This window comes from Paenibacillus sp. B46(2026), assembly GCF_056786355.1.
Genome location: NZ_CM165907.1, coordinates 3900415 through 3925262 on the forward strand (window position 1 = coordinate 3900415; position 24848 = coordinate 3925262).

26 protein-coding genes, 1 pseudogene and 1 riboswitch are annotated in these 24848 nt (G+C 44.2%); of the genes and pseudogenes, 8 read left to right on the plus strand and 19 right to left on the minus strand.

Annotation, left to right across the window (positions count from 1 at the left end):
- Positions 1–114: 114 nt before the first annotated feature.
- Positions 115–204, plus strand: a pseudogene (locus AC1S8V_RS17340) (manganese catalase family protein); the annotation flags it as partial.
- A gap of 44 nt (positions 205–248) precedes the next feature.
- Here AC1S8V_RS17340 and AC1S8V_RS17345 read toward each other — a convergent pair.
- From AC1S8V_RS17345 to AC1S8V_RS17355, 3 genes are read right to left on the minus strand one after another with little or no spacing between them, the layout of a single operon-like run.
- Complete coding sequence (locus tag AC1S8V_RS17345; RefSeq protein WP_482070085.1) at positions 249–1355, minus strand: GerAB/ArcD/ProY family transporter; 1107 nt, start codon at positions 1353–1355, stop codon at positions 249–251.
- Between the two features lie 20 nt (positions 1356–1375).
- A complete protein-coding gene (locus AC1S8V_RS17350; protein ID WP_482070086.1) occupies positions 1376–2584 on the minus strand; it encodes a Ger(x)C family spore germination protein in 1209 nt (402 codons plus the stop codon).
- A 12-nt stretch (positions 2585–2596) separates the two neighbouring features.
- Positions 2597–4195: a spore germination protein gene (locus AC1S8V_RS17355; RefSeq protein ID WP_482070087.1), complete on the minus strand. Its 1599-nt coding sequence runs from the start codon at positions 4193–4195 to the stop codon at positions 2597–2599.
- Positions 4196–4329: 134 nt separating this feature from the next.
- Between AC1S8V_RS17355 and AC1S8V_RS17360 the strand changes: the two genes are divergently transcribed.
- Entirely contained in the window at positions 4330–4872 is a 543-nt protein-coding gene (locus AC1S8V_RS17360) for a LysE family transporter (protein WP_482074512.1), read from the plus strand.
- Here the strand turns inward: AC1S8V_RS17360 and AC1S8V_RS17365 are convergent.
- Positions 4849–6312 (minus strand): amino acid permease, encoded by a 1464-nt coding sequence (locus tag AC1S8V_RS17365; protein WP_482070088.1) that lies wholly within the window; start codon positions 6310–6312, stop codon positions 4849–4851. The genes AC1S8V_RS17360 and AC1S8V_RS17365 overlap by 24 nt on opposite strands.
- A gap of 174 nt (positions 6313–6486) precedes the next feature.
- On the opposite strand from AC1S8V_RS17365, the gene AC1S8V_RS17370 reads away from it, so the two are divergent.
- Complete coding sequence (locus tag AC1S8V_RS17370) at positions 6487–6840, plus strand: AMP-dependent synthetase and ligase (RefSeq protein WP_482070089.1); 354 nt, start codon at positions 6487–6489, stop codon at positions 6838–6840.
- Between the two features lie 108 nt (positions 6841–6948).
- Here AC1S8V_RS17370 and AC1S8V_RS17375 read toward each other — a convergent pair whose 3' ends face one another.
- On the minus strand, positions 6949–7803 hold the full coding sequence (locus AC1S8V_RS17375; protein ID WP_482070090.1) for a manganese catalase family protein: 855 nt from the start codon (positions 7801–7803) through the stop codon (positions 6949–6951).
- Positions 7804–8008: 205 nt separating this feature from the next.
- The gene (locus tag AC1S8V_RS17380) at positions 8009–8872 is read right to left on the minus strand and encodes a manganese catalase (protein WP_482070091.1); all 864 of its coding nucleotides are present in this window, start codon (positions 8870–8872) and stop codon (positions 8009–8011) included.
- Between the two features lie 232 nt (positions 8873–9104).
- Between AC1S8V_RS17380 and AC1S8V_RS17385 the strand changes: the two genes are divergently transcribed.
- Together AC1S8V_RS17385 and AC1S8V_RS17390 are read left to right on the plus strand one after the other, a co-directional pair.
- Positions 9105–9761, plus strand: a complete 657-nt coding sequence (locus tag AC1S8V_RS17385; protein ID WP_482070092.1) for a YqcI/YcgG family protein — start codon at positions 9105–9107, stop codon at positions 9759–9761.
- Positions 9762–9917: 156 nt separating this feature from the next.
- Positions 9918–10562: a LysE family translocator gene (locus tag AC1S8V_RS17390; RefSeq protein WP_482070093.1), complete on the plus strand. Its 645-nt coding sequence runs from the start codon at positions 9918–9920 to the stop codon at positions 10560–10562.
- A 470-nt stretch (positions 10563–11032) separates the two neighbouring features.
- Here the strand turns inward: AC1S8V_RS17390 and AC1S8V_RS17395 are convergent, their stop codons facing one another.
- The 3 genes from AC1S8V_RS17395 to AC1S8V_RS17405 form a co-directional block, all read right to left on the minus strand.
- On the minus strand, positions 11033–11926 hold the full coding sequence (locus AC1S8V_RS17395; protein WP_482070094.1) for an aldo/keto reductase: 894 nt from the start codon (positions 11924–11926) through the stop codon (positions 11033–11035).
- 123 nt (positions 11927–12049) lie between these two features.
- Positions 12050–12826, minus strand: coding sequence for an SDR family NAD(P)-dependent oxidoreductase (locus AC1S8V_RS17400; protein WP_482070095.1), 777 nt, complete (start codon positions 12824–12826; stop codon positions 12050–12052).
- Between the two features lie 257 nt (positions 12827–13083).
- Positions 13084–13572 (minus strand): GNAT family N-acetyltransferase, encoded by a 489-nt coding sequence (locus AC1S8V_RS17405; protein ID WP_482070096.1) that lies wholly within the window; start codon positions 13570–13572, stop codon positions 13084–13086.
- Positions 13573–13757: 185 nt separating this feature from the next.
- Here AC1S8V_RS17405 and xerS point away from each other — a divergent pair, with 185 nt between their 5' ends.
- On the plus strand, positions 13758–14864 hold the full coding sequence (xerS, locus tag AC1S8V_RS17410; RefSeq protein WP_482070097.1) for a tyrosine recombinase XerS: 1107 nt from the start codon (positions 13758–13760) through the stop codon (positions 14862–14864).
- A gap of 219 nt (positions 14865–15083) precedes the next feature.
- Here the strand turns inward: xerS and mobB are convergent, their stop codons facing one another.
- Together mobB and AC1S8V_RS17420 are read right to left on the minus strand one after the other, a co-directional pair.
- Positions 15084–15617 carry a molybdopterin-guanine dinucleotide biosynthesis protein B gene (gene mobB, locus AC1S8V_RS17415; protein WP_482070098.1) on the minus strand — a complete coding sequence of 178 codons (534 nt, stop codon included), beginning with the start codon at positions 15615–15617 and terminating at the stop codon, positions 15084–15086.
- Between the two features lie 7 nt (positions 15618–15624).
- On the minus strand, positions 15625–16893 hold the full coding sequence (locus AC1S8V_RS17420; RefSeq protein ID WP_482074513.1) for a molybdopterin molybdotransferase MoeA: 1269 nt from the start codon (positions 16891–16893) through the stop codon (positions 15625–15627).
- Between the two features lie 259 nt (positions 16894–17152).
- Here AC1S8V_RS17420 and AC1S8V_RS17425 point away from each other — a divergent pair, with 259 nt between their 5' ends.
- Positions 17153–17371 (plus strand): HNH endonuclease, encoded by a 219-nt coding sequence (locus AC1S8V_RS17425; protein WP_482074514.1) that lies wholly within the window; start codon positions 17153–17155, stop codon positions 17369–17371.
- A 113-nt stretch (positions 17372–17484) separates the two neighbouring features.
- On the opposite strand, the gene AC1S8V_RS17430 is transcribed toward AC1S8V_RS17425, so the two are convergent.
- The 5 genes from AC1S8V_RS17430 to lpdD form a co-directional block, all read right to left on the minus strand.
- A complete protein-coding gene (locus tag AC1S8V_RS17430) occupies positions 17485–18231 on the minus strand; it encodes a DUF4247 domain-containing protein (protein WP_482070099.1) in 747 nt (248 codons plus the stop codon).
- A gap of 11 nt (positions 18232–18242) precedes the next feature.
- Entirely contained in the window at positions 18243–18749 is a 507-nt protein-coding gene (locus AC1S8V_RS17435; protein ID WP_145322017.1) for a DUF4178 domain-containing protein, read from the minus strand.
- Between the two features lie 23 nt (positions 18750–18772).
- On the minus strand, positions 18773–19174 hold the full coding sequence (locus AC1S8V_RS17440) for a DUF350 domain-containing protein (RefSeq protein WP_169481008.1): 402 nt from the start codon (positions 19172–19174) through the stop codon (positions 18773–18775).
- A 95-nt stretch (positions 19175–19269) separates the two neighbouring features.
- Positions 19270–19941: a PspA/IM30 family protein gene (locus AC1S8V_RS17445; RefSeq protein ID WP_062834858.1), complete on the minus strand. Its 672-nt coding sequence runs from the start codon at positions 19939–19941 to the stop codon at positions 19270–19272.
- Positions 19942–20052: 111 nt separating this feature from the next.
- Positions 20053–20394, minus strand: coding sequence for a prenylated flavin chaperone LpdD (lpdD, locus tag AC1S8V_RS17450; protein ID WP_482070100.1), 342 nt, complete (start codon positions 20392–20394; stop codon positions 20053–20055).
- 153 nt (positions 20395–20547) lie between these two features.
- On the opposite strand from lpdD, the gene AC1S8V_RS17455 reads away from it, so the two are divergent.
- Positions 20548–21339: a polysaccharide deacetylase family protein gene (locus tag AC1S8V_RS17455; RefSeq protein WP_482070101.1), complete on the plus strand. Its 792-nt coding sequence runs from the start codon at positions 20548–20550 to the stop codon at positions 21337–21339.
- Between the two features lie 115 nt (positions 21340–21454).
- Here AC1S8V_RS17455 and AC1S8V_RS17460 read toward each other — a convergent pair whose 3' ends face one another.
- The 3 genes from AC1S8V_RS17460 to AC1S8V_RS17470 form a co-directional block, all read right to left on the minus strand.
- Entirely contained in the window at positions 21455–22126 is a 672-nt protein-coding gene (locus AC1S8V_RS17460; RefSeq protein ID WP_482070102.1) for a 3D domain-containing protein, read from the minus strand.
- Positions 22127–22128: 2 nt separating this feature from the next.
- A riboswitch (cyclic di-AMP (ydaO/yuaA leader) is annotated at positions 22129–22325 on the minus strand.
- A gap of 216 nt (positions 22326–22541) precedes the next feature.
- Complete coding sequence (locus AC1S8V_RS17465; protein ID WP_482070103.1) at positions 22542–23264, minus strand: amino acid ABC transporter ATP-binding protein; 723 nt, start codon at positions 23262–23264, stop codon at positions 22542–22544.
- Entirely contained in the window at positions 23251–24708 is a 1458-nt protein-coding gene (locus AC1S8V_RS17470; protein WP_482074515.1) for an ABC transporter substrate-binding protein/permease, read from the minus strand. Before AC1S8V_RS17470 ends, AC1S8V_RS17465 begins: the two co-directional genes overlap by 14 nt.
- Positions 24709–24848 lie beyond the last annotated feature (140 nt).

Here is a 24848-nt window from a genome sequence, read left to right on the forward strand (position 1 = left end):
GGAGAAGCTTCCAATCTCCTGCTTTGTCTTTTTGTTTATTTTGTTGTTTAATTCCCAATAGACAGGTTAAACAAATTTTGAATTTATCAAGTCAAAGTAGATCGTCCCGATCCCATGCTTGCACGTCAGGTTCAGGAAGTGTTGGGAGGACAATTTGGCGAAATGACAGTCATGGTGGTTTACCCCAACCAACTCAAACGGTGTTTCGTGGAATGGTTCTTATATCGTGGCAAGTGGTAACTTGCTTGCTAGTTTTTTTCGTTTTTCTGCATACCTTTCTTTCTCAAAAGGATGACAACCAATAGGAGTACGGGTAAAAAGATCTGAAATACAGGAGAAGTATAATTCAACGTGAATCCTCGCCCTATCTCAATATGTTCTGTAAATGTCGGTGATAAAAAAGACAACCCATATAGAACAAGCCCTACTGGAAACACCCATTTCCTATAGTTCGCTCCAGTTACTCTTTCCAGTCCAATCACAGCTCCATGGAAAAATGCAGCCATTTTAATACCTAATCCCAGGAAAAGGAGTAAAGTAAACAAGGCATCCATCCGTTCAAACACTTCAGTCAACTCGATTAATTGCACAGTCTCCAAAAGTGGAAGTGTACTATAAGTAGCAATCTGAGGACCCAAGACAAAAATGATAAGTTGATTGATAAATGTTAAAGCGAGAGCCGTTAGGATATAGGCGATGATCACCGCTCTATTAAGATTCCTGCCTTTCCGAGCATAGGGATAAAAGACCAGGAATAAGACAACCTGCCCAAATGGAAAGGAGACAATTTCCGGAAAAGCAGCTTGAAAAATCGGTTTCCAACCATTCTCCATTACGGGCAATACCAGATCTGAGTGAAAAAGACCTGTTGCCGGAATTAAGAAGCTGATTAACGTATAGCCTAGTGCCATGAGTGGAAACAGAATCATACACATGAGAAACAGTACACGATATCCATATCGTACGGTATTGGATACGACTATAATTGTGATCATACTGATGATCCACATGGATGTTCTGTTCAGTAAGGTCAATTCAGTGACTTCACTGATGTCACGTAAATTTCGTGAAGCTTCATAGGCGAAATAACCTATAAATGAAAGGCTTACGATTGTTCCTAATATTTTCCCCATATAGCGGCGACACAGTAGAAACAAATCCAATTCAGGTTCCTGATGATGAATAGCCAGATGTAGGAGTAGTAACACCAAGCCACCAGCAGCCCCGGCGAGCATGGCTAACCATGCATCCTGTTTGGCCTCTCCGCCCATAAGAAACAAAGTTGTACTCCCAACTTCAAATAGGGAAAGACAAACAGCCAATTCGGATACGCGAAGCTCCCTAGCTAATTTCATGATTGAACCTCTCCTTGGTGTTAGTCTTTCTGTTCGCCAAGCAACTTGCTGAAAGAATCTTGAAGCAGACCTACTCGTTCCAGAGTTACGTTTACGTTTATGTTAATATCCATCTGTGCCAATTCATTGGACCAGTTATCTTTTAAAACTTTCCACTCTTTGGGATGTCTTTGATGTATTTTGTTTGCGATCCCCAACATATCAACATGGAGCCGCTGGTTCCCTCGCCACCCGGCCAATATCTGTGCTTGGATGACTTGTTCAGCCTGTCGCTGCAATTCATGGATGGTATGTTTACTTACTATATCCTCTCCTGATGTACTCTCATCCAACTCAGCGTCGACCTTTGCATCCACCTGAACAGCATAATGAAGCCCCTTTTTCACAGGAACGACCTTCACTTTTGCTTTGCGCACAAGAAAAGAGTTCACCTCGCCCTTTGCGCCTGTATAGGTCAAGTTAGTCCAGTTCACCCTGTCTGTTAGCCAGACGATACCCATACTTTCTTTTTGGTTCAGGACCCCAATCTTTTTGTCTTTGAGAAATACACTTAATCCTTGAAGTCTTAAATTCCCGGGTATTGATGTCTCCTTAAAAATATCAATTGAATTCTGTTTGTTATTGCCCTGTGTATCTGCTGTAACACCAGGAATTCCGGAGGATCCACTGTCTGAAGTGATCTTCAGACCAACCTCATGGATGTTCATCACGGGATAATACGACCCTTTTTCTTTATTCCGTTCCAAAATCTCGGATAAAGCACGCCCCGGCTGTTTCTCTGGAGGAATCAGTTTTTCGAGGTACTCTCTTGCCTGACCATCTGCAATAATAAGCTTGGCAGATTCCCGGGCACCGATATTTCGATAATAGTGATCCATTATCTCAGCAATCCCGTATCTCGCCGCTTCTTCACCAATCAGAACGATATTGGTATGTGCAAAATATAATCTTTTGGGATTCTCGACGCTGCTTTGGACAACAGCTTCCCGAATCGTTTTGCCTTCTGATGAAAATGTGTTCACGGGCGATTGAGATCCACCAGACGACGATCCAATTGAACTGCTCGCTGGCGGTACAATAACCTGATAGGTAATGATCCACTTTCCGTTTTGCCTGTCAAATCCTGTTGCCGTTGTGATGCCCAGATCATTTAATTCTGTACGATTTCCACATCCAGCAGTGATCAGTCCGAGTATAAGTAAGATGAATATGGACTGCAAACGAATCATATAAATCGCTCCTTATTCGTTCTCAGCTTCATTGATACGGTCTACAATGTTATCCGATCCGGACGGATATTGGTGAGGGGCTTGTCTCGTTTTATTCGTATTCGACTTTTCATCGGGTCTCGTCTTCATCGCCCACCATGGTACTCTCAACCAAAGATCCTTCATATTTGACTTGAAAAACGGACTGTATGGCATGAGGTAGTCAACGCCAAATGACTTCAGAGATACCAGGTGTGCAAGCAATGGCACTGCTCCTGCCAATATGCCGTATAACCCGAGCGTGCCTGCCAGCAACATAAACGGAAAACGCAATAGCCTTACTGCTGTGGCCATACTGAAATAGGGTATAGCAAAATTCGCTATTGCTGTAAAGGAAACCACAATGACCATCGCGCCTGAGACCAATCCCGCCTCTACGGCAGCTTGTCCGATTACCAACGCACCAACAATGGAGATTGCAGGTCCAATGGCGCGCGGCATTCGAACTCCAGCTTCACGAATGACCTCGAACGTAATTTCCATAAGCAGGGCTTCAAGTAATGCCGGAAAAGGGACCCCTTCCCGTTGTGCGGCCAGGGTGACCAATAACGTGGTCGGTATCATCTCCTGCTGGAATGTGGTTAGTGCTATGAAAGTCGAAGGTAGCAACAAAGATACGAGGAAACAGATTAACCGTATAATCCGCAGAAAGGTAGAGATATCATAACGCTGATAATAATCCTCGGGCGTTTGAAAGAAATTAAAAAAAGTAACAGGTGCAATCAAGGCAAATGGAGTACCATCTACCATAATGGCTACTTGACCATCCAATAGACTGCCTGCAACCGTATCTGGGCGCTCCGTATTGATCATGGTTGGAAAAGTCGTAAGCGGTGCATCCTGAATAAATTCTTCTATGTAACCACTTTCGAGTATACTATCTGTGTTGATGGCATTAAGACGCTTGGTAACTTCTTCAACGACTTTTGGCTTGGCAATACCCTGGATGTAAGCCAGTGCAACTACTGTCTGGGTGTACTCTCCAATGGTATGCATCTGGAATTTCAATTCAGGAGTCCGTATTTTTCGTCGAACAAGGGTAATGTTAGTCGTAAGTTCCTCTGTGAATCCTTCCTTTGGTCCTCTGACCACCGTTTGGGACGTGGGTTCCTCCACCGATCTTCTTGCTCCTCCTGTGATCGGCACTGCCAGAACATTCTTCACACCTTCAATAAGTATAACTACATGGCCTGTTAGTAAAGCTTCATAGATGAGTTGCGACGAATCTATATTCCGGATATTTCCGGAGGGTAAGATTCTTTTCACTAACACATCTCTTTGTTGATCTCCCAGAAGAGGATTCGTATTCATCCATTGGATGATATTGTCCATAAGTTCAACCAACAGCGTAGAATCTGTCAGCCCTTCCATGTAACATACAGCTAGAGAAGTGCCCTTTTCCTCTAACATAGGGAACTCACGAACTACAAAATCAGGACTATACTCAAATGCCTTGATAATGCTGTTAAGTTTATCTTCTAGCGAAATATCCAGAATTTTTGAATGTTGTGTTCGTTTATTGAACGATTCTCCTTTCTTTTGTGATGTAAATACCTCCTTTATCCAATGCATAAGCACACAATCACCCCCTTTATTTCCGACTAATATGGTTCAATCGTGCACAAAGTATACATTGCCTTCATTAATCATGTCCTACAAAAGCACTTTGAAGAGTATGCTGTACTGTATGGAAAGGAGGACATCGTATTTATATCATGTTAGGTTATGTGATCCTGGGGTTATCACTTTCAGCCCCTATTGGACCGATCAATGCTGCGCAATTGGACAAGGGTATTCGAGGTGGGTTCATGCCTGCCTGGTTTGTTGGACTAGGAGCCATCGCAGCCGATATCATTTACATGCTGCTCGTGTATTTTGGCATCGTACATCTACTTGAAGTTCCATTTGTAAGGGTATTCCTCTGGATGTTTGGTTGTTTTGTACTCATCTATACAGGTTTAAAGAGTATGAAAAATGCAGGAAACCCTGCCCCTTCTCAAATGAGAGGTGATCATTCGGAGCTTTCCAAGTCATTTGTTCAAGGATTCCTGATGTCTCTATTTAACCCCCTTTCTATCATCTTTGGCGTACTTCTGTGGGATCTATTCATGGCGACTGCCGTGAGTTTTTTTCGTAAGTATCTCACTACTGCTGTGCTTAAAGGGATTTCTCTCATATCCGGACTGTCTTTAATCGGTTTTGGCTGTTACTTTGGATATAAAGCGCTACAATTTCTCTTCTTTATTTGAGTCTGTTTTTTTGCGTAGCCGAATACCCGTGATGTGATAACTGCTTATACCCGTAGAACGCTGCTCATTTTTTTCGTTTTCGCCCTTCTTAGGGTTTGATGATGTTTTGGTCTCAGACTTCTTCTTGCGAATCCGTTGTACAATGACGTCACTCATGGCAATGAGAGAGACAAGCAATAAGCTGATATAGAATCCTGGTCTACTGAGTGCATGAAACAGCGTTCCTGTGACTGCAGTTGCGATTAACAATAAGCCAATCCAGCGTTTGATCACATCGAACTTGCCTGATTTCAACAGTTTACCGGAGGATAACAAAATAAAAGACCAGTTGTACAGAAGCATCAGTCCAGCTGCAGTCGTGATGTATTCATATACTTTGCCTGGGAGTAACATGGACATTATGATCGTACCAACTAAACCACAACCAATAAGGGACAAAGCAAATAACGGATACTTCGTTTTCCACTTTCGAGAAAATAACTGCGGGGCGTCCCCCTCCTGAGCGAGGGTAATAATCATAGACGTCACCGCATATAGCGAAGCTGTCATCGTTGAAAATCCGGCTACAATGAGCACCCCGTTAAACAAATGTGGGACAAAAGCAAGGTGATCACTACTAAGTGCCAGTACAAATGGACTCTCCTTGGGATTGAATACATTCAAAGGAACCATAATTAACGCCAATCCAATGGATACGACATATACTGTGGATAGCGCAATGAGCATGACTTTTCCTGCCTTTGGGGCATCCTCCGGTTTTTGAAGCCGATATGACATAATACCAAGCACTTCAATACCTCCATAGGCATAGAACGCAAAAAGAAACGCAGACCACAAGCCAATGCCACCCTTTGGGAAAATCGCTGCCATATCCATCGGTACTTTATGTTCATACTTGGTTCCCCCAATCCATCCTGCGAGAAGAGCGATGGCAAGCACCAAGAACATGATGATGGCAGCAATTTTAATGATAGCCAGTACATTTTCAACCCGGTCAAATCCTTTATTACCGAAGAATACAATACAAAGACCCACAATTCCGAATCCCGCAGCAAAAATCCAGAGCGGTACAGCCGGAAACCAGAACCTAGAGAAAATGGACAACGCGGTTAGCTGACTTCCCATAATTAGCAACTCCGAAAACCAATAGAACCATCCGCTGTAAAAACCTGCCCAACTTCCAAAGGCTTTCTTAGCATATGAACGGAAAGACCCTTGTTCCGGATGGTCCGCTGTCATTCTCGCGAGCGCATCAAAAACTACATATGTACCCAAGGCCGCCAAGATATAGGCCAGCAACACAGCTGGACCACCAATCGATATCGCAAGGCTGGAACCCAGAAAATACCCTGTACCAATGGTTCCTGCCACACCTAGCAGACTCAATTGCCACCATTTCAATTTCTTTTCTTCTGTAGCGTTAGTCGATGCTTTACTCATGTTGTCATTCCTTTTCTGTATCATTTTAGGTCACTAGAGGTAGCCTTCCCAATCCACAGCGAATCATGTTCATAAAATAATCCTCATTTGAATGAAACAGGAAAGATTGAATATTTCTCAGAACCGCATTACATAATACACAGGTACATCAAAACACATAGGAGGTTTTTACACATGAATCAATTCTCTCAATCGCAGCAAATTACACAATTGGCTCAACAACTTACGCAACAAACACAACAGGCTTCGATGCAATACCAACAATTACTTAGACAAGAACAAAGCAACGCTCAACAACTGGAGCAATTGGCACAACGCGAGCAACAAGCTGCACATATGATCCAGACCGCACTGCAAGGACATCAAACCGCTATCCAGCAATTACAACAAATCTCCAGTCTCGCACAACAACTTGCACACTCATCTTCACAACACATATCTTATTTGGAGCAGCCATATAACACTCCTAATATCTCAACTAATGGTCAATCTTTTGGCACGTATTCGAATCAACAACGCCCGCAGTAACACATCTTCATGTAACACATAAAGGAACCCAGCATGGGGTTCCTTTTTTGTGTTCGTTGCAAAAAAAGAGACCACAAGTGTCTCTTTTTGGTTCCGATTGTTCATTCTCTATGCATTGAGATCATGTATCCCTGGGCTATGCTCATTTGGAAGTTCAGGCATATAAGGAAGTGGATATCCTTGTGGGGGATCGATTACCTGCAGTTCCCCACCATTACGACTTGGCGTTTGACCACTGAAAATCTCAGCGATACGCGTATTGTCTAGACGGAAATTAAACTGCGCATTGTGGAAGCCCATATCTACATATTTCCGGCATTCCGGATATTTATTAATATCATAGTTGGGAATCGGGAATATTTTGCCCCAATTCACGCCTAGGGTCTCCAGTGCTTTGGCAAATGCATTTTGATGCGCATTATCACGAACAATCAGGAAACCCAGCGTTTCACGGAATGCTTTGTTGGTACTCATTTCATATATTCTTGATTTTTGCAACACACCCGTAGACTCCAACACAATATTATCAAGTAAGTTGCTTACCAGATTCCCATGATCGTACACATAATTCCCAAGCCATGGATTACCTGCAGCATCAACAGGCAGTGAGCTCTGAGCACCCATGATGTAATGATGCGGGTTGGCATGTTTAATCGCTTCATCCAATGGAGCACCGTCAACCCCTGCATCTCCCGCGCCTTCTGCTCCGGCACCCGTTAATAACTGATTAATTGTTTGTTGCACCAGTTCAATATGGCTTAATTCCTCAATAAATACACCGCGGATCAGGTCTCTATACTGCGTGGCATTCCCCCGAAAATTACTGCTTTGAAAGAAGAATTGCATCATCGTCCGCATTTCGCCAAATTGGCCGCCAAGCGTCTCTTGCAATACTTTTGCTGCCGCGGGATCAGGCTTGTCTGGTACGATCATATTGATCAGGTCTTCACGATAAAAAAACATGCTTGTCCTCCTTTCTCAATTGACTAACTATTCTAGTTTCTGTTACCTTCCTAATTTTATGTAAACATTCAGTTAACAATCTCTGGGTATTGGCTCCTACCTCAAAAAACAAATGGAAGTGCATGATCTAGAATCACGCATTTTGTTAATGAAAAGGGGAAACAGAATATATTCTGTTTCCCCTTATCCATTTTCAATCAATTTCTTATGGCATATACGGCGGTACATCCGCTGAACTTCCTTTTCTTAGAACCTCAGGTGGGGTATCAAAAATATACGGCGGCGCTGGGGGAAGCTTAGGTGCAGGTGCCAAAGGTTGAGGATGCTGAACATATTGGAAAGTTCCTTGCCCATCCATACTTGGACCGTGAGCCCATCGCCCGGTTGCACTCTCATCACCACGAGAGAAGTTAAAGAGAACGTACGCAACATCTCTCTTCTCAAGTTCTTTGGGGAACGTACTCGGTACAACAACTCCTTCTTTTTCTTCAAGTTCTCTTATTGCTCCAATCCACTGATTCTGATGCATGGTATCTCGAGCCAGCAACCACGACAACATGTCTTTCACACCACGGTCATTGGTCATTTCGTATAGTCTGGCAACTTGAAGTCTGCCTTGAGATTCTGCTGCTAGATTATGTCTGAAATCAGCCAATAAATTACCACTTGCTATTGTGTACTTGGCATTCCAAGGGTACCCATTACTATCGGTTGGGGCTGCTCCAAGGCCGCTTACAATGGCGTGTTGTGGATTACTCCCACCGAGTATCGCATTAATAACTGGATCTTTGGCAGCTTCTTCCAGTGTGGCCAGTGGAGCATTGTCCAGCAATCGAGCGATCATCGTAGCCAGCATCTCAACATGAGCGAGTTCTTCGGTTCCCGTATCCATAAGAAGGTCCTTATATTTCCCATCTCCACGGACATTCCAGCCTTGAAATAAATACTGCATGGCTACGGTAATTTCGCCAAATTGTCCTCCCAGTACTTCTTGTAATTTTCTTGCGTACACCGGGTCGGGTCGATCAGGCTTGGCATGATATTGCAACTCCTTGATATTAAAAAACAACACATCACCTCATCCGTTTTAGATAAGTGATATGTATGTGTATTACATCGATCACTTGCATGTCTCATTAACAAAAATAAGTTGGACTGTCACCATTTTACCCTTGGGTTATATCCTATAGGTAAAAGGAGGACTGTTCATGTCGTTGTTGTTTTCATCTTCTGAGATTGAGAATGAGGAGGTCCCTCTCGAAGCCTGGAAGAGAGATGCTTACCGTTTATTCTCTTCCAAAATGAGTGACCGGGAGGCTCGATTCCCCTGTATTCCAGCTACGCAGGCTTTTGCCCTGGGTCACCTCCGATACGGCTTTATTTCTAATTTCGGAGACGAGTCTGCAGAACGTAATGTATCAAACATACTCAAGGAATATGGAGAATGCTCTCGTTCATTCGGAGAATATTCTTCATTGATTTTATTTTTTGAAAAGGAAAAAGAGATCAGGGATGTATTGGCCTATGAAAAAGCTTTTTGGGATTTATTAAGCCAGATTAGACACTTGGATAACAAGCCTTGGCCAAAAGATATTCCAGAAGATCCGGAGCATCCCATGTGGGAATTTTGTTACAATGACGAACGGTATTTTGTCTATTGCGGGACGCCTGCACATATGTCACGACAAAGTCGCAACTTTCCTTATTTCATGTTAGCTCTAACACCGCGCTGGGTGCTCGATATATGGAACGCACAACCTCAGAAAACTGCAGCGATTGCTCCGAGAATCCGCGCACGCTTGGCTGCCTACGATACCATACCGGCACATCCTGAATTAAAGCAATATGGATCACAAGGCAATCTGGAGTATAAACAATATTTTTTGCGCGATGACGATACTGCTCCTTCCGAATGCCCGTTTCTTCGATCCCTTCAACAGAACAAAGTAAAGGAATAGCTTAAGTCGATTCTAAAAATACTCTCCTTCGAATAAACTCTATACCACCCGTTTATAGGAGGAGAGCCATGTGCTCCAGACTCGCTACAACTACATAAGCAACCGGACAAGCCCTATGGAAATAAGAATTCATTTACAGATGGAAAGGAAATGACAATGGAAATCTATATTAAGTTCGTCCTGATTGGTCTCGCTATTGCCATGCCGGTTGGAGCAATTACCGTAGAGATGACCAAGCAAGGATTGAGAAATGGGTTTATCCATGGCTGGGCCGTGGGACTGGGAGGCATGACAATTGATGCTGGTTTGATTCTGGCCATGTACTTCGGGTTTGCTTCCGTCTTATCTCTTCCTTATGTACAAATTCCACTATGGCTTGCGGGAGCAGGATTTCTGGCGTTTCTGGGATACGATTCCATTCGGAACTCAGATCTGGATATGGCAACATCGGACAGTACGAACGGAAAAATAAAAAAATCGTTTTGGAGGACATACCGCAATGGCTTATTGGTTGCTGTCTCCCCCGGTAATCTTATTTTTTGGATATCTGTTTTTGGTGTTGTATTGTCCGATTCATACCAATCTACCGGTAAGCTGAGTTTTATCATTGCAGCATTTGGTGTACTGTGTGGAATTCTCATTCATGACCTGGGCCTGCTCTGCATTGTATCTGTGACACGAAAAGTGATGAGCAAAAAAATGATACAAGCAGTCTCTGCCATGGCAGGTGTCCTTTTGCTTGGTTTCTCGTTCTATTTCTTATATAAATTTGTATTATCCCTGTGGCTTCTCTTTCAGTAGATTTTTCATAAAACAAGGTTGTTCCTTCTTAAAAAGGGACAACCTTGTTTTTGATTCCTTTTCCATACGCTGCTGCCATAGGTACCTTCCTGGAATATCTCTTTTTTTGTTAATCAGAAATAATTTGACTTTCACAGCGAAGGATGGCAGTTCATTTAGTCGGAGGGCGTGCTGAGTCGTATCTAAAAGCTAGGTAGTAACAGCGGTGTACATTTTTTCTATTCTGAATTTTTCATATGTTGAAATATTATAATAAAATGGAATCAGCTTTTAGTACCAATACAGTTATCGTTGTCTCAAAATTAAAGTAGTATGCTTAAGATGAATTTGGATATTTTACAAATTACAAATTGTTAGAATGCTTATTTATTGTGAATTTTTCATATGATGAAAATATAAGGTTGGTGATAAAAAAAAGCTGCCTATAGGCAGCTTCGCAAAATTAAAATCCATTTGGCAAATGCAAAGAATCAGGTCCGGCCAGTCCAGTCTGCTCTGGTGATTTCTTTCCATCGTGCTCTAATCTCATCATACAATTCCTGCGGAAGTGCCCCTTTAGCCACAAGGTCGGCATTTTGCTGCCAGCGATTGGGCTTGGCTGTTCCTACAATAGCCGTATCTACACCTTCGGTACTTAGCGTAAAACGCAGTGCAGTTTCCACCGCTGCCTGGGCATCTTCACCCAGAAAACCATAGTTAAGTTCGTTTAAGCGCTTCCAGTATATAAATGGATAAACCTCTTCCGAAAGTGTTTCATACGTCCAGGCAGCATTGGCAATAGGTCTTTTGGCAATTACCCCCATGTTTCTTTTTCTCGCCTCTGGCAAAGTAAGTTCGATCGCTTCCTGGTCTGCGATATTTAATGAAGTCTCAAGGCTATCGAATACTCCGGTCTGAATCGCATATAGCGCATCTGTTGTATCTCCACTATATCCGATAAACCTGGTCTTTCCTGCTTCCTTGGCACGTTGAAGTACTTCGATAACTGCCCCTTGTCGAAGTACTTCTTCAGAACAACTATGCAAATGGATTACATCCACATAGTCCGTTTTCAACCGTTTCAGACTACGATCAATCGTTTGCTCCAGTACTTTGGCATCCCAATCGGGACCTTCGATCCCGGCGGAATGTCCACATTTGGTGAACAAATAGTAGTCATCGCGCCGATGTGACAGCACCTCACCGATTAATTCCTCGCTGTCACCATAACATTCAGCCGTGTCAATCACGTTTAACCCTGCATCCAGCGCACTGTTGAGCAATGTGGCTACATCCGTTTTGGATACATTTTTACCTATTTCCGCTCCGCCAAATCCAAGTGTGCTTACGTTCATGCCCGTGTTTCCGTAATTACGCAGTTCCATGGTTATCTTCCTCCAAGTTCAGTGAATTGGGTACAGAAAAATAGAAATACAGATTAACTTCCCATATGTTATTACCCATGAGTTAGTTATGCCACCCACTTTTTCAGACAGCTATCCACTCATTTAAAATCCATAAATGGACATCCCGCCGTCAACCAATAACGTCTGACCCGTTATATATCCCGCTGCATCCGATGCCAGGAACACCACCGGCCCTACTACTTCTTCCAATTCTCCCACTCGCTGAAGCGGTGTGCGACTTACAATCTCCTGCAGATACTGGGGATCATCCAGCAGTTTTTCGGTCAGAGGTGTTCGGAAATACCATGGCCCTACTGAATTGACACGGATTCCATATTTCCCCCATTCCAGTGCGAGCACTTTGGTCATATGAATTAACGCAGCTTTGGTCGCACCATATACAACCCCTGTCCGCAGAGCCGTATGACCACCTACCGAAGAGATGTTGATGATCTTCCCTGTCCCACGTTCTTTCATATGCTGACCCGCCAATTGGGAAGCGACAAATGCGGATTTGAGATTCGTCTGCATGATGGTCTCCCACTGCTCGTCCGTTACTTCAAGTGCGGGTGTCCGAATGTTCATACCTGCGTTATTTACCAGAATGTCCAGACTGCCCATCTCGGAGATCGCCTTTTGAAACGTTTCTTGCAGTTGCTCTCTTGATGTCACATCCGCAGTTAGAGCGAGCGCTTTACGCCCTGTCTGTTCGTAGATGTAGGCAGCTGTCTCCTCAATTTCTTTCATCGTTCGGGATACAAGTACAACATCACTGCCTGACTGGGCAAGTCCGATCGTAATTGCTTTTCCGATCCCTCTCCCCGCACCTGTCACCAGTGCTGTCTGTCCATCGAGATGGAATGTGGGTACTATGTTCATGTCACTCACTCCTTCATCAGATTTATAAGTTGAACTAAAGATTATTTACACTGACACTACGATGACAGAATAACCTTCCAATCGCTGTTATCCCCAGATTTTTTGATTCCCTTTTCCGAAGGGGAAAATCCGGGGATAAAGGCGAACGCTTCGCTTTTTCAGGTTTTTTCTGTCCTCTCCGTTATCGTGTAAATGATTAGTTCAACTTATATCGCAATCATGCAAATGCTTATATGTAAGTGAAGCCCCGATTGGAATCAGGTTACGAAATACTGGCTTGGATTGCCCAGCTCCGGGTGGAACTTCTCTCGAAAGCGTCCTCCGGTATACTCCCCTATAATTTTTCGCCAGAACGCCTGGGCAATGACATTGTTACGAACCTGAGTCACTTTCCATCTTCCTGGAAAACGTTTAAACAATTCATAGGCTGCTCGAGTACCCACGCCACTGCGCCGATATTTTTGCATTACAAAAAATTCAGTCAAATAGTAATCATTATCCTTACTTCCAGGCTCCATTTTCTCCACCAGAGCAAACCCTGCAGGCGCTCCATCACTTGTAATCAAAAAAGGAAACTTGCGGTCTTCTTCTGTCCAGAATGCCTCCAGACCGGGATATTCCGGAAAAATGCCGTTACTGTCCACATCAATATTCAGATATTTGGTAAAATCATATAGATAAAATTGCATTAAATGCCGAATCACCTGACTTCGTTCCCGGGGAACCAGCTCTATTTTCATATTCATCCGGTTCACCTCCTCTGCTCTACGTATACTGATTACTTTAAAGGTTTACGCGACGAAGGGCAAGAAAGCATCCGTTATCTGATGCGTACTTGCGTACTTCAGTGAACAAGCTGTAAGCAAGCAAATTATGGTACACTAGAGCATAGAATACTAACACAATGAATATTAATTTATATGTTTTTCACATGGAGGTGTCGAACTTGACCAACGTGCAAAAAGAGATTGATCGACGCAAGCTGGATGACAAACTACCTTCCATGCCTTGGTTCGTTCAGCAATTCATGGACTATAAGCTGCCTGACCTGTCCCCCTCTACCCTGCTCGAATATCTAAGAGATTACGAAGCTTTCTTCGGTTGGTTGCGAGCAGAAGGGCTATCCGAGGCAAGCTCTAATAAAGACGTTACGTTGACTGAACTGGAAGTCCTTCGCATGGATTCAGTTACTGCCTATCGATTATTTCTCACAACCAAGCGGGAAGGAACCAATTCCAGAATTACCGTCTCTCGCAAGCTCTCTTCCCTTCGCTCCCTTTTTCATTACCTGAGCCAGATTGCGGAAGATGATGATTTTTACCCTTTGCTGAAACGAAATATTATGGCCAAAATCGAAATTAAGCGTACGCATAAACCCAAGGATACCGCTGCCAAACTCAAAGGTAAAATTCTGGAGGAAGAGGAACTTCTCGAATTTATCGGATATATCCTTGAAGGCTACGCTGTCGATATGGAGAAGAACAAGCAGGCACTGTATTCCCATGAGCTCAACAAAGAAAGGGACGCCTGCATTGCCAGCCTGATTCTCAATTCAGGTTTACGGGTGTCCGAAGTTGTGAACCTGAACGTTGATGACCTCGATCTGAACAACAAACTCTTGTACGTTTATCGTAAAGGTAACAATGATGAGACGTACAAAACACCCGTTTATTTCAGGGAACAGGCCAAGGACGAACTTGCAACCTATATGAATCTGCGGCAATCACGCTACCGTACGCCCAAGCGGGAAAAGGGTCTGTTCATTGCCTTGCGCAATGGAGATTCGGAAGGCAGCCGAATGACCAAAAGAGCGATCCAGGCCATGATCATGAAATATGCCAAACGTTTTGGCAAACCATACTTGACGGTGCACAAATTACGCCATTCATTCGCAACCGACTATTATTTGCAGAATGATATCTATAAAACGAAGGAGCAGCTTGGACACGCTTCTACGGAAACGACCGAAATTTACGCTCATCTTACCGACAAAACGATGTCTGAAGCCATCGAACGCCGTACAGAAGATGGGATGTAACATCGTTAACAACATAAAGCAGCAAGCCGAATCAAGGATTTCGATCCGAAGAAGGTCTGCTGCTTTTTTTGTTATTTTACACCATTCAAGGAAAAGAACATCAGCAGAAATGATTTTAGTTTACATAATAAACATTACGTAATTTTCTAAAAAAGAATCACTCATGTCCAGCGACCATAATTCCCCACTTCTTAATGCTTCAACCATTCCACTTTGCCTTCACTTGCTCTCAACCATCTGTAACAACGCTTTGGCTATACCCTCCGTTTCATGAACCGAGTACCATGTTATATCTCTGTTTACGATACTCGGCTCTATAAACTGCTCTGAAGGTAACCATGAGATCATACCCACTACCCCTTCAAGCTGATCAACCAAGGTCAGGTCTTTCTCTTCTCGAACCATCACGAATTTGGGATAGGAAGCCTCTTTGAATCCTTCAATAACAATCCAATCATAATCCGACAGATGGCTCAACATATCATCCAACCTGGTTGCTTGTCGTTGCATAATTGCAGTGCGTTTCTCTGACATAACAATTACAGCCGAGGCCCCTGCCTCGCCAAAACGATACGAATCCGTTCCTTCATGATCCATCTCAAAATGATCGTGTCCATCATGCTTAATTGCTGCTACCTTAAGTCCCATAGAAGAAAAGTGTCCGATTAGCGCGGCTGTCATGGTGGTCTTACCTGTGTTCTTGTAACCAACAATCTGTATGATATGTGGTTTTGTTTCACTCAGTTTAGTCATCTATCAACTACCTCACATGACCTGAGGGCAGTTTGAGGATGCGCACTTGTTCACCCGCAGGAATACCTTTTTTCTCAGGTGGAATAACAATCAGACAATCACTATCCTTAATGGTAATCATCACGCTGGATTCATCTACACGGGCTGCAGCGGATATCGCGTACACCATGCCATTGCGAATCTCAGTGCGTCCACGTACGAATCGTGTAAAATTGTTTACTTTGGTGTACCCCTCTTCCAAGATCGCAGTCCATTCTTCCAAATAAGGATGAGCATCGGCTTGCATGGAACGAATGGTAGGACGAACAAATAGACCAAAACCCACAAAACAAGCACCCGGGTTACCCGAAAGCGCAAAAAGCAATTTGTCTTTATATACAGCAGCTGTGGTTACACTGCCTGGTCGCATCGTCACTTTGTTAAACAACATCTCCACATGTTCTTCCAGCACAAGCTCGCCCATAATATCATAATCCCCGACAGATACACCGCCTGTGGTCACCACGATATCATTATCTTGAATGGCTTCTTCCAGTTTTGCCCTTGCTGTATTCACATCGTCTGCAATGGAACCATACATCACCGGCTCTCCTCCGGCTTCAACGACCAGAGAACGCAGCATGTAACTGTTGCTGTTTCGAATCCGGCCCGGTTGCAGGGGCTCGTCTACATCGAGCAATTCCGTGCCTGTTGCGAATATCGCCACCTTAGGACGTTGAAATACGGGGACTTCTGCAATGCCAAAAGTAGCTAACACCGACTGCTCCCCTGCTCTGATGATCGTTCCTGCTTCAAGCAGTTGCTGACCCTCCTGAACTTCCAGTCCGATTGGTGTGATGTTAGCACCCGACAATATGTGCCGTTTCAATGCAATCCACTGTTCTCCGTTCTCTACCTTGCTCTCGGTCATCTCCATCATGACCACCGCATCCGCACCTTCCGGAACCTGTGCACCCGTCATGATGCGAGCAGTCGTACCTGATACAATGGTGTGGTCCGAGGTGTAGCCGCAAGGAATTTCATCAATTACTCGAAACCAGACTTGATGATCACTCGATGCATCTGTAGTGTCTGCACTTATAATCGCAAAGCCATCCATGCCCGATCTCCGGAAGAATGGATACGGGTGAGGTGCCTGAATAGTCTCCGCAAGTGTACGTCCATGGGCAGATTCAAGGCGAACTTTCTCTATGGGACCCGAAGTCACGCATGCAGCTATTTTGGCTTGGGCTTCCGGTACCTGTACAGCTGTACGATTGAACTTGGCAGTTGTCATATCATGTGAATGTGGGTTCAGTTTCAAAAGTGTTCTTACCTCCTAGGGACATCTTATTGTTTAAGAAAGTGTAGCCCGAAAGCAGCCCGATGACAAGTACATCGCTCACTGACTCTTGTCACAAGATCTTGTTTTCTTACGAATGCAGCAGTTCCAAAGTCCTACATCCAACATGAAAGCCAGCGTATATGCTCATAATACCATTGATACAAGGAGGCGAGGACCATGAGTGACCATCCATCATCTGACACCCAAAGAAATGGGCGGAACATTCCTGCCAACGGCCAACCTGTGCATCCCCTGTCACAAACAGATTCATTCTCTATACACCAATCACGACATTGTAACTCTTGGTCTCACAGACCTGCAATCCTTGAGACAGGATGAACGAATGATTCCATTTATCCGCTGGATTCGTAAACAGCCTGCTTCAACGATTCCCCGCGTACGCAAATCCAATCATGTTCGCCAATCGTAAACCAAAAAGAACAGCTCCAAGGTAATGCGCCGGCAGAGGTGAATCTGCCTTCCCTTTTCACTGTTCTTAAATGAATTATTCGATTAGTAGCCATGCTTATGAGTGGATGCTTATTATCTTCGCCTCTTAATTCGGCCGCCGCCCACTCTGGTTTTCGGTTTTTTGTAAGATTTCTTAGGTGAATCAAACAACCCGCCCAGGCCACCACCGCTCTTGTTTCGATCAATGGTTCCCTTGCTCTGATCCTTGTTACGATTGAATAATCCGCCGCCAGATCCCACGCTTGAATCTTTATCGCTTCCGCGCCTTGTAATTGTACCTTTCCGATCCACAGTAATAGGTGGAGCAACCTTCTTGTCATTACTCGTTGGTGTACGGTAAGATCCTGCACTCGGTTTATACGTATCTTTATTGGTATATCCCCGATAGTTGCCGTAGCCCCGTCCTCCAAAAGAATCGAACAGGTTACCAATTAACGTAGCGGTCAGGTAACCTTGTAAAAAAGATGAATCGTAGTTCTGTCGAACATATTCCTTTGAGTCCACCTCAACCAAGGTATCCTCCGGCTTGTTCGGATCTTGTTGCAGATGGTAATAATCGTCCTGATACACCAGGAACATACGTTCCGTGTTCTCTGCCGAGATCTGATCAGGTTGCCTTTGCTCAGACAATTCCTGAGCCACTTCCGGAACCGTACGGTCCGAAGCCCGGTACACATAGGACGTTGAGTTACCACTGCCACTAACCGATTCAAGTGGATATGTGTCCTGAACAGAAGGTGCTCCGCACGCGGACAACAGAGACATCACAAGGCTGAGGACCAGCATTAATTTTAATCCATGTGCCAAGCGTTTTTTCATTGGAACCTCTCCTAGCTCGAACGAATCACTTTGATATCCGCAGGAAGAATGGACTCACCCTCATACAGTGTAAATCTTCTGTCTTGCCACTCCACGCGAAGAAGCATATTATCATCAGACTGATACTGCCATACCAATTGTTCTCCAGCCTGGCCATACGGAGTTCTCCCCGCCGTAGATACCATGCCTCCATATTCTTCCTCCAGATGATATGCACGGCCATCCAGATCGAGTAATGTAGGCACCTCATCAGGTGCATCAAGCCTGCCATCAATTGGTGTATATAAGGCATAACGGGTGATTTCCCGCTCTTCAATATGCAAATATCGAAAGGCGGTACCATCCTGCAGCGTAAGCACAACTGCATTTCGTGCGCGATTTTGTACCCGACCAACGACTTCATAAGTGACCAGAGAAACCTCACAAATATCACCAGGTGCAAGCTGTAGCATGGTTTTCTCTGCCTGCGGCGGTTCAGGTTTCGTTAGTATTCCTTTAATACGTTTCCATACACTCATGAGAATTACTCCTGTTCCTTATCTTATAAACAAGCTGCAATAATCAGTGCGCCCACGATATGTAAAGCGCCAGAGAACAACCCGTATCCTGTCTTTCCTTGCTGAATTCCGGTATCCAGATCCAAAGTGGCCCATTTGCGAATCATAAAGTGTACGACACTCTCCAGAATCAACAAAATGATAAAGGATACAACCGAGACTAAAAGTGCTTCTCCTAGATGACCAGCCGTAGAAATGGACGTAGCGAGTACATACCCTTGCGCAAATAATTTCATCACCATACGTGTGGTAACTGCCATATTGCCAGCCTTAACTTCAGCAAAATCCTTATATTTCGTGAACAGTGAATCTACATACATCAAAACAAACAGCAAAACCGAACCAGATACTGTCCAGACCAGCATCGCCAAAATGTTCAAATCCATTTACACAGCCCCCAAATATCAACATGAACCGCATTTAAAAGCGAAGGAGAAACGCTCTTCTCCTCCGCTGGTTAACCCTGCTGACAACCAAGGTGTTAGTTCTTATTATCGTACTGTTTCATCAATGCTGCGAGTTCGTCTTCAACAGCCTGATCTTTACCTAACTTCTCGAACTCTTCATCAAGCGACTTGCCTTTGGATGACATCTCATTGCTTGCTTCAGCTTGAGCTTCCATTTGCATCATTTTCTCTTCCATACGCTTCATGCCGGCACTTGCCGTATCAGAGCCAAATCCATTCAACGCTTTGTTGATTTCCGTTTGGGCTTTTGCTGCATTGTAGCGGGCTACCAATGTTTCGCGTTTGTTCTTCATTTGAGTTAACTGCTTACGCATCTCATCGAGCTTGCCACGCAGGTTATCTGCAGAAGCCTTGTTCTGATCATAGCTGGTTTTGTACTCAGCCATCTTCTCTTCAGCAGCCTTTTTCTCTTCCAGAGCACGTCGAGCCAAATCCAGGTTCTGAGCACGTGCCGCCGTGTGCGCCTGTTCTTCACGTTTCTTCACAAGAGCTTCCTGCTCTTCGAACAACTGCTTGAATTTCTTCTCAATGGCAATCTGTGCGGCTACGGCTTTCTCCGCATCTTCCAGATCCTCTTGCATGTCACGGATATATTGGTCCGTCATCTTGATTGGATCTTCTGCCTTGTCAATAATGGCGTTAATGTTAGACATCGTTAAATCACGCAATCGTTTGAAAATGGACATTATGGTATTCCTCCTAGTCGATATTACATCGTATATAATTATACATACGTAACAATCTACAACTCGTTTCAATTTTAGCAAATAAAATCAAAACATGCGATTGCCCTTATGTCAGGAAGATTGTTTATCTTTGCTCAGATGATCCTCCATCAACCTCTCTGCAGTCTGCACGATTTCGTCGATCTGCATCCGTGTAATGGAATCAAAATGGATACCCATAATTACCGTAACGGTTACTTTCAGCTGTAGGGCTGCCTTTCGGGCAAGCCGCTCACACAGCTCTTGTTCCTTATGACCCGGAATATGTACCGTAGTCCCGCTAACCCGCTCATGATCCACATAGAACGTGGCTACAGCGCCAATATGCGCCTTTCCTCCGGTAACGAGAAAAACCTTATCCTCTCCTGCTTCAATCACCTGTAACCGTATCGATTTCAAATCATATGTACTCATAACCATCCACCTATCCTTCTCTATATGTTATATATGGAGGAATTATGGCTGTCATGAGCTAAATCAGCAATGAAACTTCTCACACTACGCATATTTTATAGAGACCCCGGGCATACCAAGAAGAACGTCATTTTGGAAAAGGAGGCTGTTATTATGCGCGTACGCCTCATTATGCTGATGGTTATCGTTATTTTTCTCGGAGGATATCATCCTCAAGCTTCATCACGGAATGCTTCAAGCCCACCAAGTGAATCGGTATCGGGTTCAGATTCCGGGGAAGAAGAACAACTGACATTGGGACAGTTACGTCAAAAATATGCCGATACGTTCAAAACCAATGGTCCTTCAACGAAGAAGGTTGCACTGACTTTTGATGATGTGCCCGATCCACGGTTTACTCCACAGGTCCTGGATGTATTGAAGAAATACAATGTCAGAGCTACATTCTTCATCGTAGGTAGTCGTGCTGAGAAACATCCGGATCTCGTAAAACGCATGGTTAGGGAAGGACATATCGTTGGCAATCACAGCTACAATCATCCGGAATTCAGTAAGCTGTCGATGAATGCCTTTCGCAAACAAATCTTACATACCGGGGATATTATTCACCGCCTCACGGGATATACCCCCAAAATGATACGGCCACCTTATGGAGACATTAATGAGGAACAGCTGAGATGGGCTGCCAGACAGCATTATAGCATTGTGAACTGGAATGTTGACTCCCTGGACTGGAAAGGCCTCTCCAAGGAAAAGGTGAAGGATAATATCCTATCTGCCGTAAAACCTGGTTCCATCGTTCTGCAGCATGCAGGAGGCGGTGTGGGCTCTAACCTGAACGGCACGATTGAGGCTTTGCCCGAAGTCATTGAGGAACTGCGTAACCGCGGATATGAACTCGTCACCTTGGACGAAATGTTGGGATTGCCGAAGGCCAAAGATTAGGATGTCCTTGATCCGTGTTAGGAAATGATTGCAAATGTTAAAAGGGTGCCTGTTCAATCGCAAGTTAGCGACTGGCAGACACCCAGTTTGAATTCATTAGGATGTAATTTACTTTCTACTTCAGAATGTAGAGCTCGATATCCTGAAAACCAAATGTGCTTACGGACTGCTTGCTACCAGGAATGAAGATATCAATCCGGTGACCCTTGATTGCACCGCCCACATCACGTGCTGTGGCTACAAAAGCCTGTTTTGGCAATCCTGGATGGCTGTGACCAGTGACCAGTACTTTGGTTCCAAGTGGAATCACACTTGGATCAACAGCAATCGTACCCAGTTCAAGATCATTGCCGAAGTAATCCACAGCACCCCATCCTCCATTTTCAGACGGATCTGCAGAGTACGCCGTTGCTTTCACATTCACTGCTTTACTGTAATCAAACGTTTTGCCCCAGGCTTGAACCACTTTGTTATCTGCGTTAACGTCCAAGCTTGCTGTGGTAACCGTCTTCGCTTGAGTCTTGCTTTCCGTTGCGGCAGCAGCAACATTATTTGCTTTGCCGGGGATCGTAATTTTCAAACCACCATAAATGTTGTAGGGCGAAATGTCGTTATTTGCTTTAACCAACGTGTTAAGTGCTACTCCATATTGTTTTGATAAGGTGTAGAAGGTATCCCCCTCTTTGGCCACATGAACTGAATCTGCGTGAGCCGGAACGGCTTGAATAAGCATTGCTGTTGTCAATAATGCTACTGCTGTTTTGGCTATACGTTTCTTGTTAATCATGGTCTTCCTCCCTCATTATGCCTGCGAAGTTAGTTGTCGGATTCGGATGAGGAGCCCACCCTATAGGTTTTTCGTTACATTTTGAAACATTATGTACCCCTAATTCACCCCAAGCAGTGTGCTATCGATCTTCCCCTGCACAATCTGCATCGTTACATCCCCCGCACTTCCTGTCCGGAAGTTTCGGCAGAGTTCAATATATCACAATTTTGTAACCTGAACTTGTAGTAATTCTTACCAAATGGTTTTTAGCGCATCATCATCTGTAAGAATACTGGATAATTCAGAAATGTTGTGTGACCCGATGCCTTTGTATTAGGTAACAGAAAAGTTACTTTTCGGTCTGTAGGTGACTAATTCGCATAAAAATAGCGTTACCGACTTAAAGTCAGTAACACTATTTGAATAATCTAATTTAGAGTACTTTAGCAAGAAAATCACGTGTACGTGAATGTTTGGGTGCTCCAAACACTTCGTCTGGTGTTCCCTCTTCTACAATAACCCCGCCATCCATGAACAGGATCCGGTCTCCCACTTCACGTGCAAAACCCATCTCATGCGTCACGATAACCATGGTCATCCCGCCTTCTGCAAGACGTTTCATGACATCCAATACTTCACCGACCATCTCGGGGTCCAGTGCCGAAGTAGGCTCGTCGAACAGCATAACATGCGGCTGCATGGCCAATGCTCTTGCAATGGCGATCCGCTGCTTCTGTCCACCGGACAGCTGATTCGGGAATGTATCTTTTTTATCGTACAAGCCCACGGTGTTAAGCAGATCAGCAGCGATTTTCTCCGCTTCCTGCGTGGATTGTTTCTTCACTTTAATCGGAGCAATCGTGATGTTTTGCTGTACCGTTTTGTGTGGGAACAGGTTGAAATGCTGGAACACCATGCCCATTTTTTCACGAGTCGCATTGATGTTGTGCTTCGGGTCTGTGATCGACACCCCCTCAAAATCAATCTCACCCGATGAAGGCTGTTCAAGCAGGTTCAGACAACGCAAGAACGTACTTTTCCCTGAACCGGAAGGACCGATGACAACAACAACCTCGCCTTTGCCAATGGTCACATTAACACCCTTCAGTACATCATTGTTTCCATAGGATTTGTGTAATTGTCTAACGTCTATCACTTGCACTCAACTTCCTTTCCAGTCGTCCCAGCAGCTTGGACAAAATGAACGTCAACACAAAGTAAATGGCTGCCGCAATTAGAAACGGACTCATCCCTTGATACGTAATGTTTTTGACCACACTAGCCTGATACATAATGTCCACCATACCGATAACAGAGATGATGGAGGATTCCTTGATAATCGTCACGAACTCATTACCAATAGCCGGCAATACGGCTTTGAAAGCCTGTGGTAATACAATATGGCGCATTGCAGTGGCTCTCCCCATTCCGAGAGACCGAGCTGCTTCCAACTGTCCACGATCCACACCTTGAATACCTGCACGGAAAATCTCCGCAAGATAGGCACCACTATTAATGGAAAGCGTGATAATACCCGCTTGAAGGGGACTAAAATTAATGCCAAATGTCAGGGCTAATCCATAATAGATAATCATCAGCTGAACCAGCATCGGAGTACCGCGAATGACTTCGACATACGCTGTTCCGATCCAACGCAAAATGGCTACATCATGCAGACGGAACAAACAGATGATCAATCCGATCATAACCCCGAAGATTACACCAAGTGCAGATAACAGGAGCGTGTATCCTACACCTGTTGCATAAAAGCTCTTGTATTGCCAGAACACTTCAAAAATATTTTGGTTTTTATTGAGCTTGTCTGCCATTAAAAGACTGGCATCTGTAACCATTTGTTCGATCTTATTTTCACTTTTTAAGCGCTCAAGCGTTCCATTGACTGCACTCAGCAACTCGGTATTCCCTTTACGAATTCCGATTGCTGCTTCTACCTGCTCTTCATCAGGCACAGCAGGAGCAAGTGCAATTACATCGTCCAGATATCCCGCAGCGACTGTATCTTCAACAATGGCTGCATTTACACGATTGGTCTGTAACTGCAACACAATATCAGAGATTTTATCGAGCGCAGTAAGCTTCGCGCCTGGAATATTCTGTCCTATCGTTTCCTGAATGGAGCCCTTCTGCACCCCTATTTTTTCATTCTCCAGTTCTTTCATCGTCAGGTATTTGTCTTTATCCGCACTTCGAACCATAATCACTTGTTTGGATTTGTAATAGGTGTCGGAAAAATCAATGCTTTTCTTCCGTTCATCGGTCGGCGTCATGCCCGAGATAACCAGATCAACACGACCGCTCTGCAATGCAGGCAGAAGCCCGTCAAAACCCATGTCCTCAATCACAAGCTCAGCGCCAAGGTCTTTGGCAATTTCTTTGGCAATCTCAATATCAAAACCAACGATCTCATCTTTGCCATTAATCACTTTATGGAATTCATAGGGTGCAAAATCGGCACTTGTACCGAGCACCAGCTTTTTACTGCTTGAATTGTCTGTAGTCCCACTTGCAAATGCCACAGGAACGGCAGTCGTCAGCAGAACGACAAAGGTCAACAGCATCATGGTGTAACGACTTATCAATTTCAACCTTTTTCTCTCCCCTTACAATACTTTGTATACTTCTCATGTTGATGACTGAGTCATTATAAAGTACAATGCATGATTATGCAATGCATTTTGACATTACAAATCTTGACTTGTTTCTGAAAAAATGAAGCAAA

Bases quoted from the DNA above. Each gene is read 5' to 3' on its own strand.
- lpdD (WP_482070100.1), bottom strand. From the start codon at position 20,394: ATGAGTACATATGATTTGAAATCGATACGGTTACAGGTGATTGAAGCA.
- AC1S8V_RS17365 (WP_482070088.1), bottom strand. From the start codon at position 6,312: ATGAGTAAAGCATCGACTAACGCTACAGAAGAAAAGAAATTGAAATGG.
- AC1S8V_RS17375 (WP_482070090.1), bottom strand. From the start codon at position 7,803: ATGTTTTTTTATCGTGAAGACCTGATCAATATGATCGTACCAGACAAG.
- AC1S8V_RS17425 (WP_482074514.1), top strand. From the start codon at position 17,153: ATGGGCGGAACATTCCTGCCAACGGCCAACCTGTGCATCCCCTGTCAC.
- AC1S8V_RS17395 (WP_482070094.1), bottom strand. From the start codon at position 11,926: ATGGAACTGCGTAATTACGGAAACACGGGCATGAACGTAAGCACACTT.
- AC1S8V_RS17355 (WP_482070087.1), bottom strand. From the start codon at position 4,195: ATGCATTGGATAAAGGAGGTATTTACATCACAAAAGAAAGGAGAATCG.
- AC1S8V_RS17435 (WP_145322017.1), bottom strand. From the start codon at position 18,749: ATGAGTGTATGGAAACGTATTAAAGGAATACTAACGAAACCTGAACCG.
- AC1S8V_RS17350 (WP_482070086.1), bottom strand. From the start codon at position 2,584: ATGATTCGTTTGCAGTCCATATTCATCTTACTTATACTCGGACTGATC.
- AC1S8V_RS17455 (WP_482070101.1), top strand. From the start codon at position 20,548: ATGCGCGTACGCCTCATTATGCTGATGGTTATCGTTATTTTTCTCGGA.
- AC1S8V_RS17400 (WP_482070095.1), bottom strand. From the start codon at position 12,826: ATGAACATAGTACCCACATTCCATCTCGATGGACAGACAGCACTGGTG.
- mobB (WP_482070098.1), bottom strand. From the start codon at position 15,617: ATGACTAAACTGAGTGAAACAAAACCACATATCATACAGATTGTTGGT.
- AC1S8V_RS17370 (WP_482070089.1), top strand. From the start codon at position 6,487: ATGAATCAATTCTCTCAATCGCAGCAAATTACACAATTGGCTCAACAA.
- AC1S8V_RS17405 (WP_482070096.1), bottom strand. From the start codon at position 13,572: ATGAATATGAAAATAGAGCTGGTTCCCCGGGAACGAAGTCAGGTGATT.
- AC1S8V_RS17440 (WP_169481008.1), bottom strand. From the start codon at position 19,174: ATGGATTTGAACATTTTGGCGATGCTGGTCTGGACAGTATCTGGTTCG.
- AC1S8V_RS17445 (WP_062834858.1), bottom strand. From the start codon at position 19,941: ATGTCCATTTTCAAACGATTGCGTGATTTAACGATGTCTAACATTAAC.
- AC1S8V_RS17345 (WP_482070085.1), bottom strand. From the start codon at position 1,355: ATGAAATTAGCTAGGGAGCTTCGCGTATCCGAATTGGCTGTTTGTCTT.
- AC1S8V_RS17420 (WP_482074513.1), bottom strand. From the start codon at position 16,893: ATGACAACTGCCAAGTTCAATCGTACAGCTGTACAGGTACCGGAAGCC.
- xerS (WP_482070097.1), top strand. From the start codon at position 13,758: ATGGAGGTGTCGAACTTGACCAACGTGCAAAAAGAGATTGATCGACGC.
- AC1S8V_RS17390 (WP_482070093.1), top strand. From the start codon at position 9,918: ATGGAAATCTATATTAAGTTCGTCCTGATTGGTCTCGCTATTGCCATG.
- AC1S8V_RS17460 (WP_482070102.1), bottom strand. From the start codon at position 22,126: ATGATTAACAAGAAACGTATAGCCAAAACAGCAGTAGCATTATTGACA.
- AC1S8V_RS17385 (WP_482070092.1), top strand. From the start codon at position 9,105: ATGAGTGACCGGGAGGCTCGATTCCCCTGTATTCCAGCTACGCAGGCT.
- AC1S8V_RS17430 (WP_482070099.1), bottom strand. From the start codon at position 18,231: ATGAAAAAACGCTTGGCACATGGATTAAAATTAATGCTGGTCCTCAGC.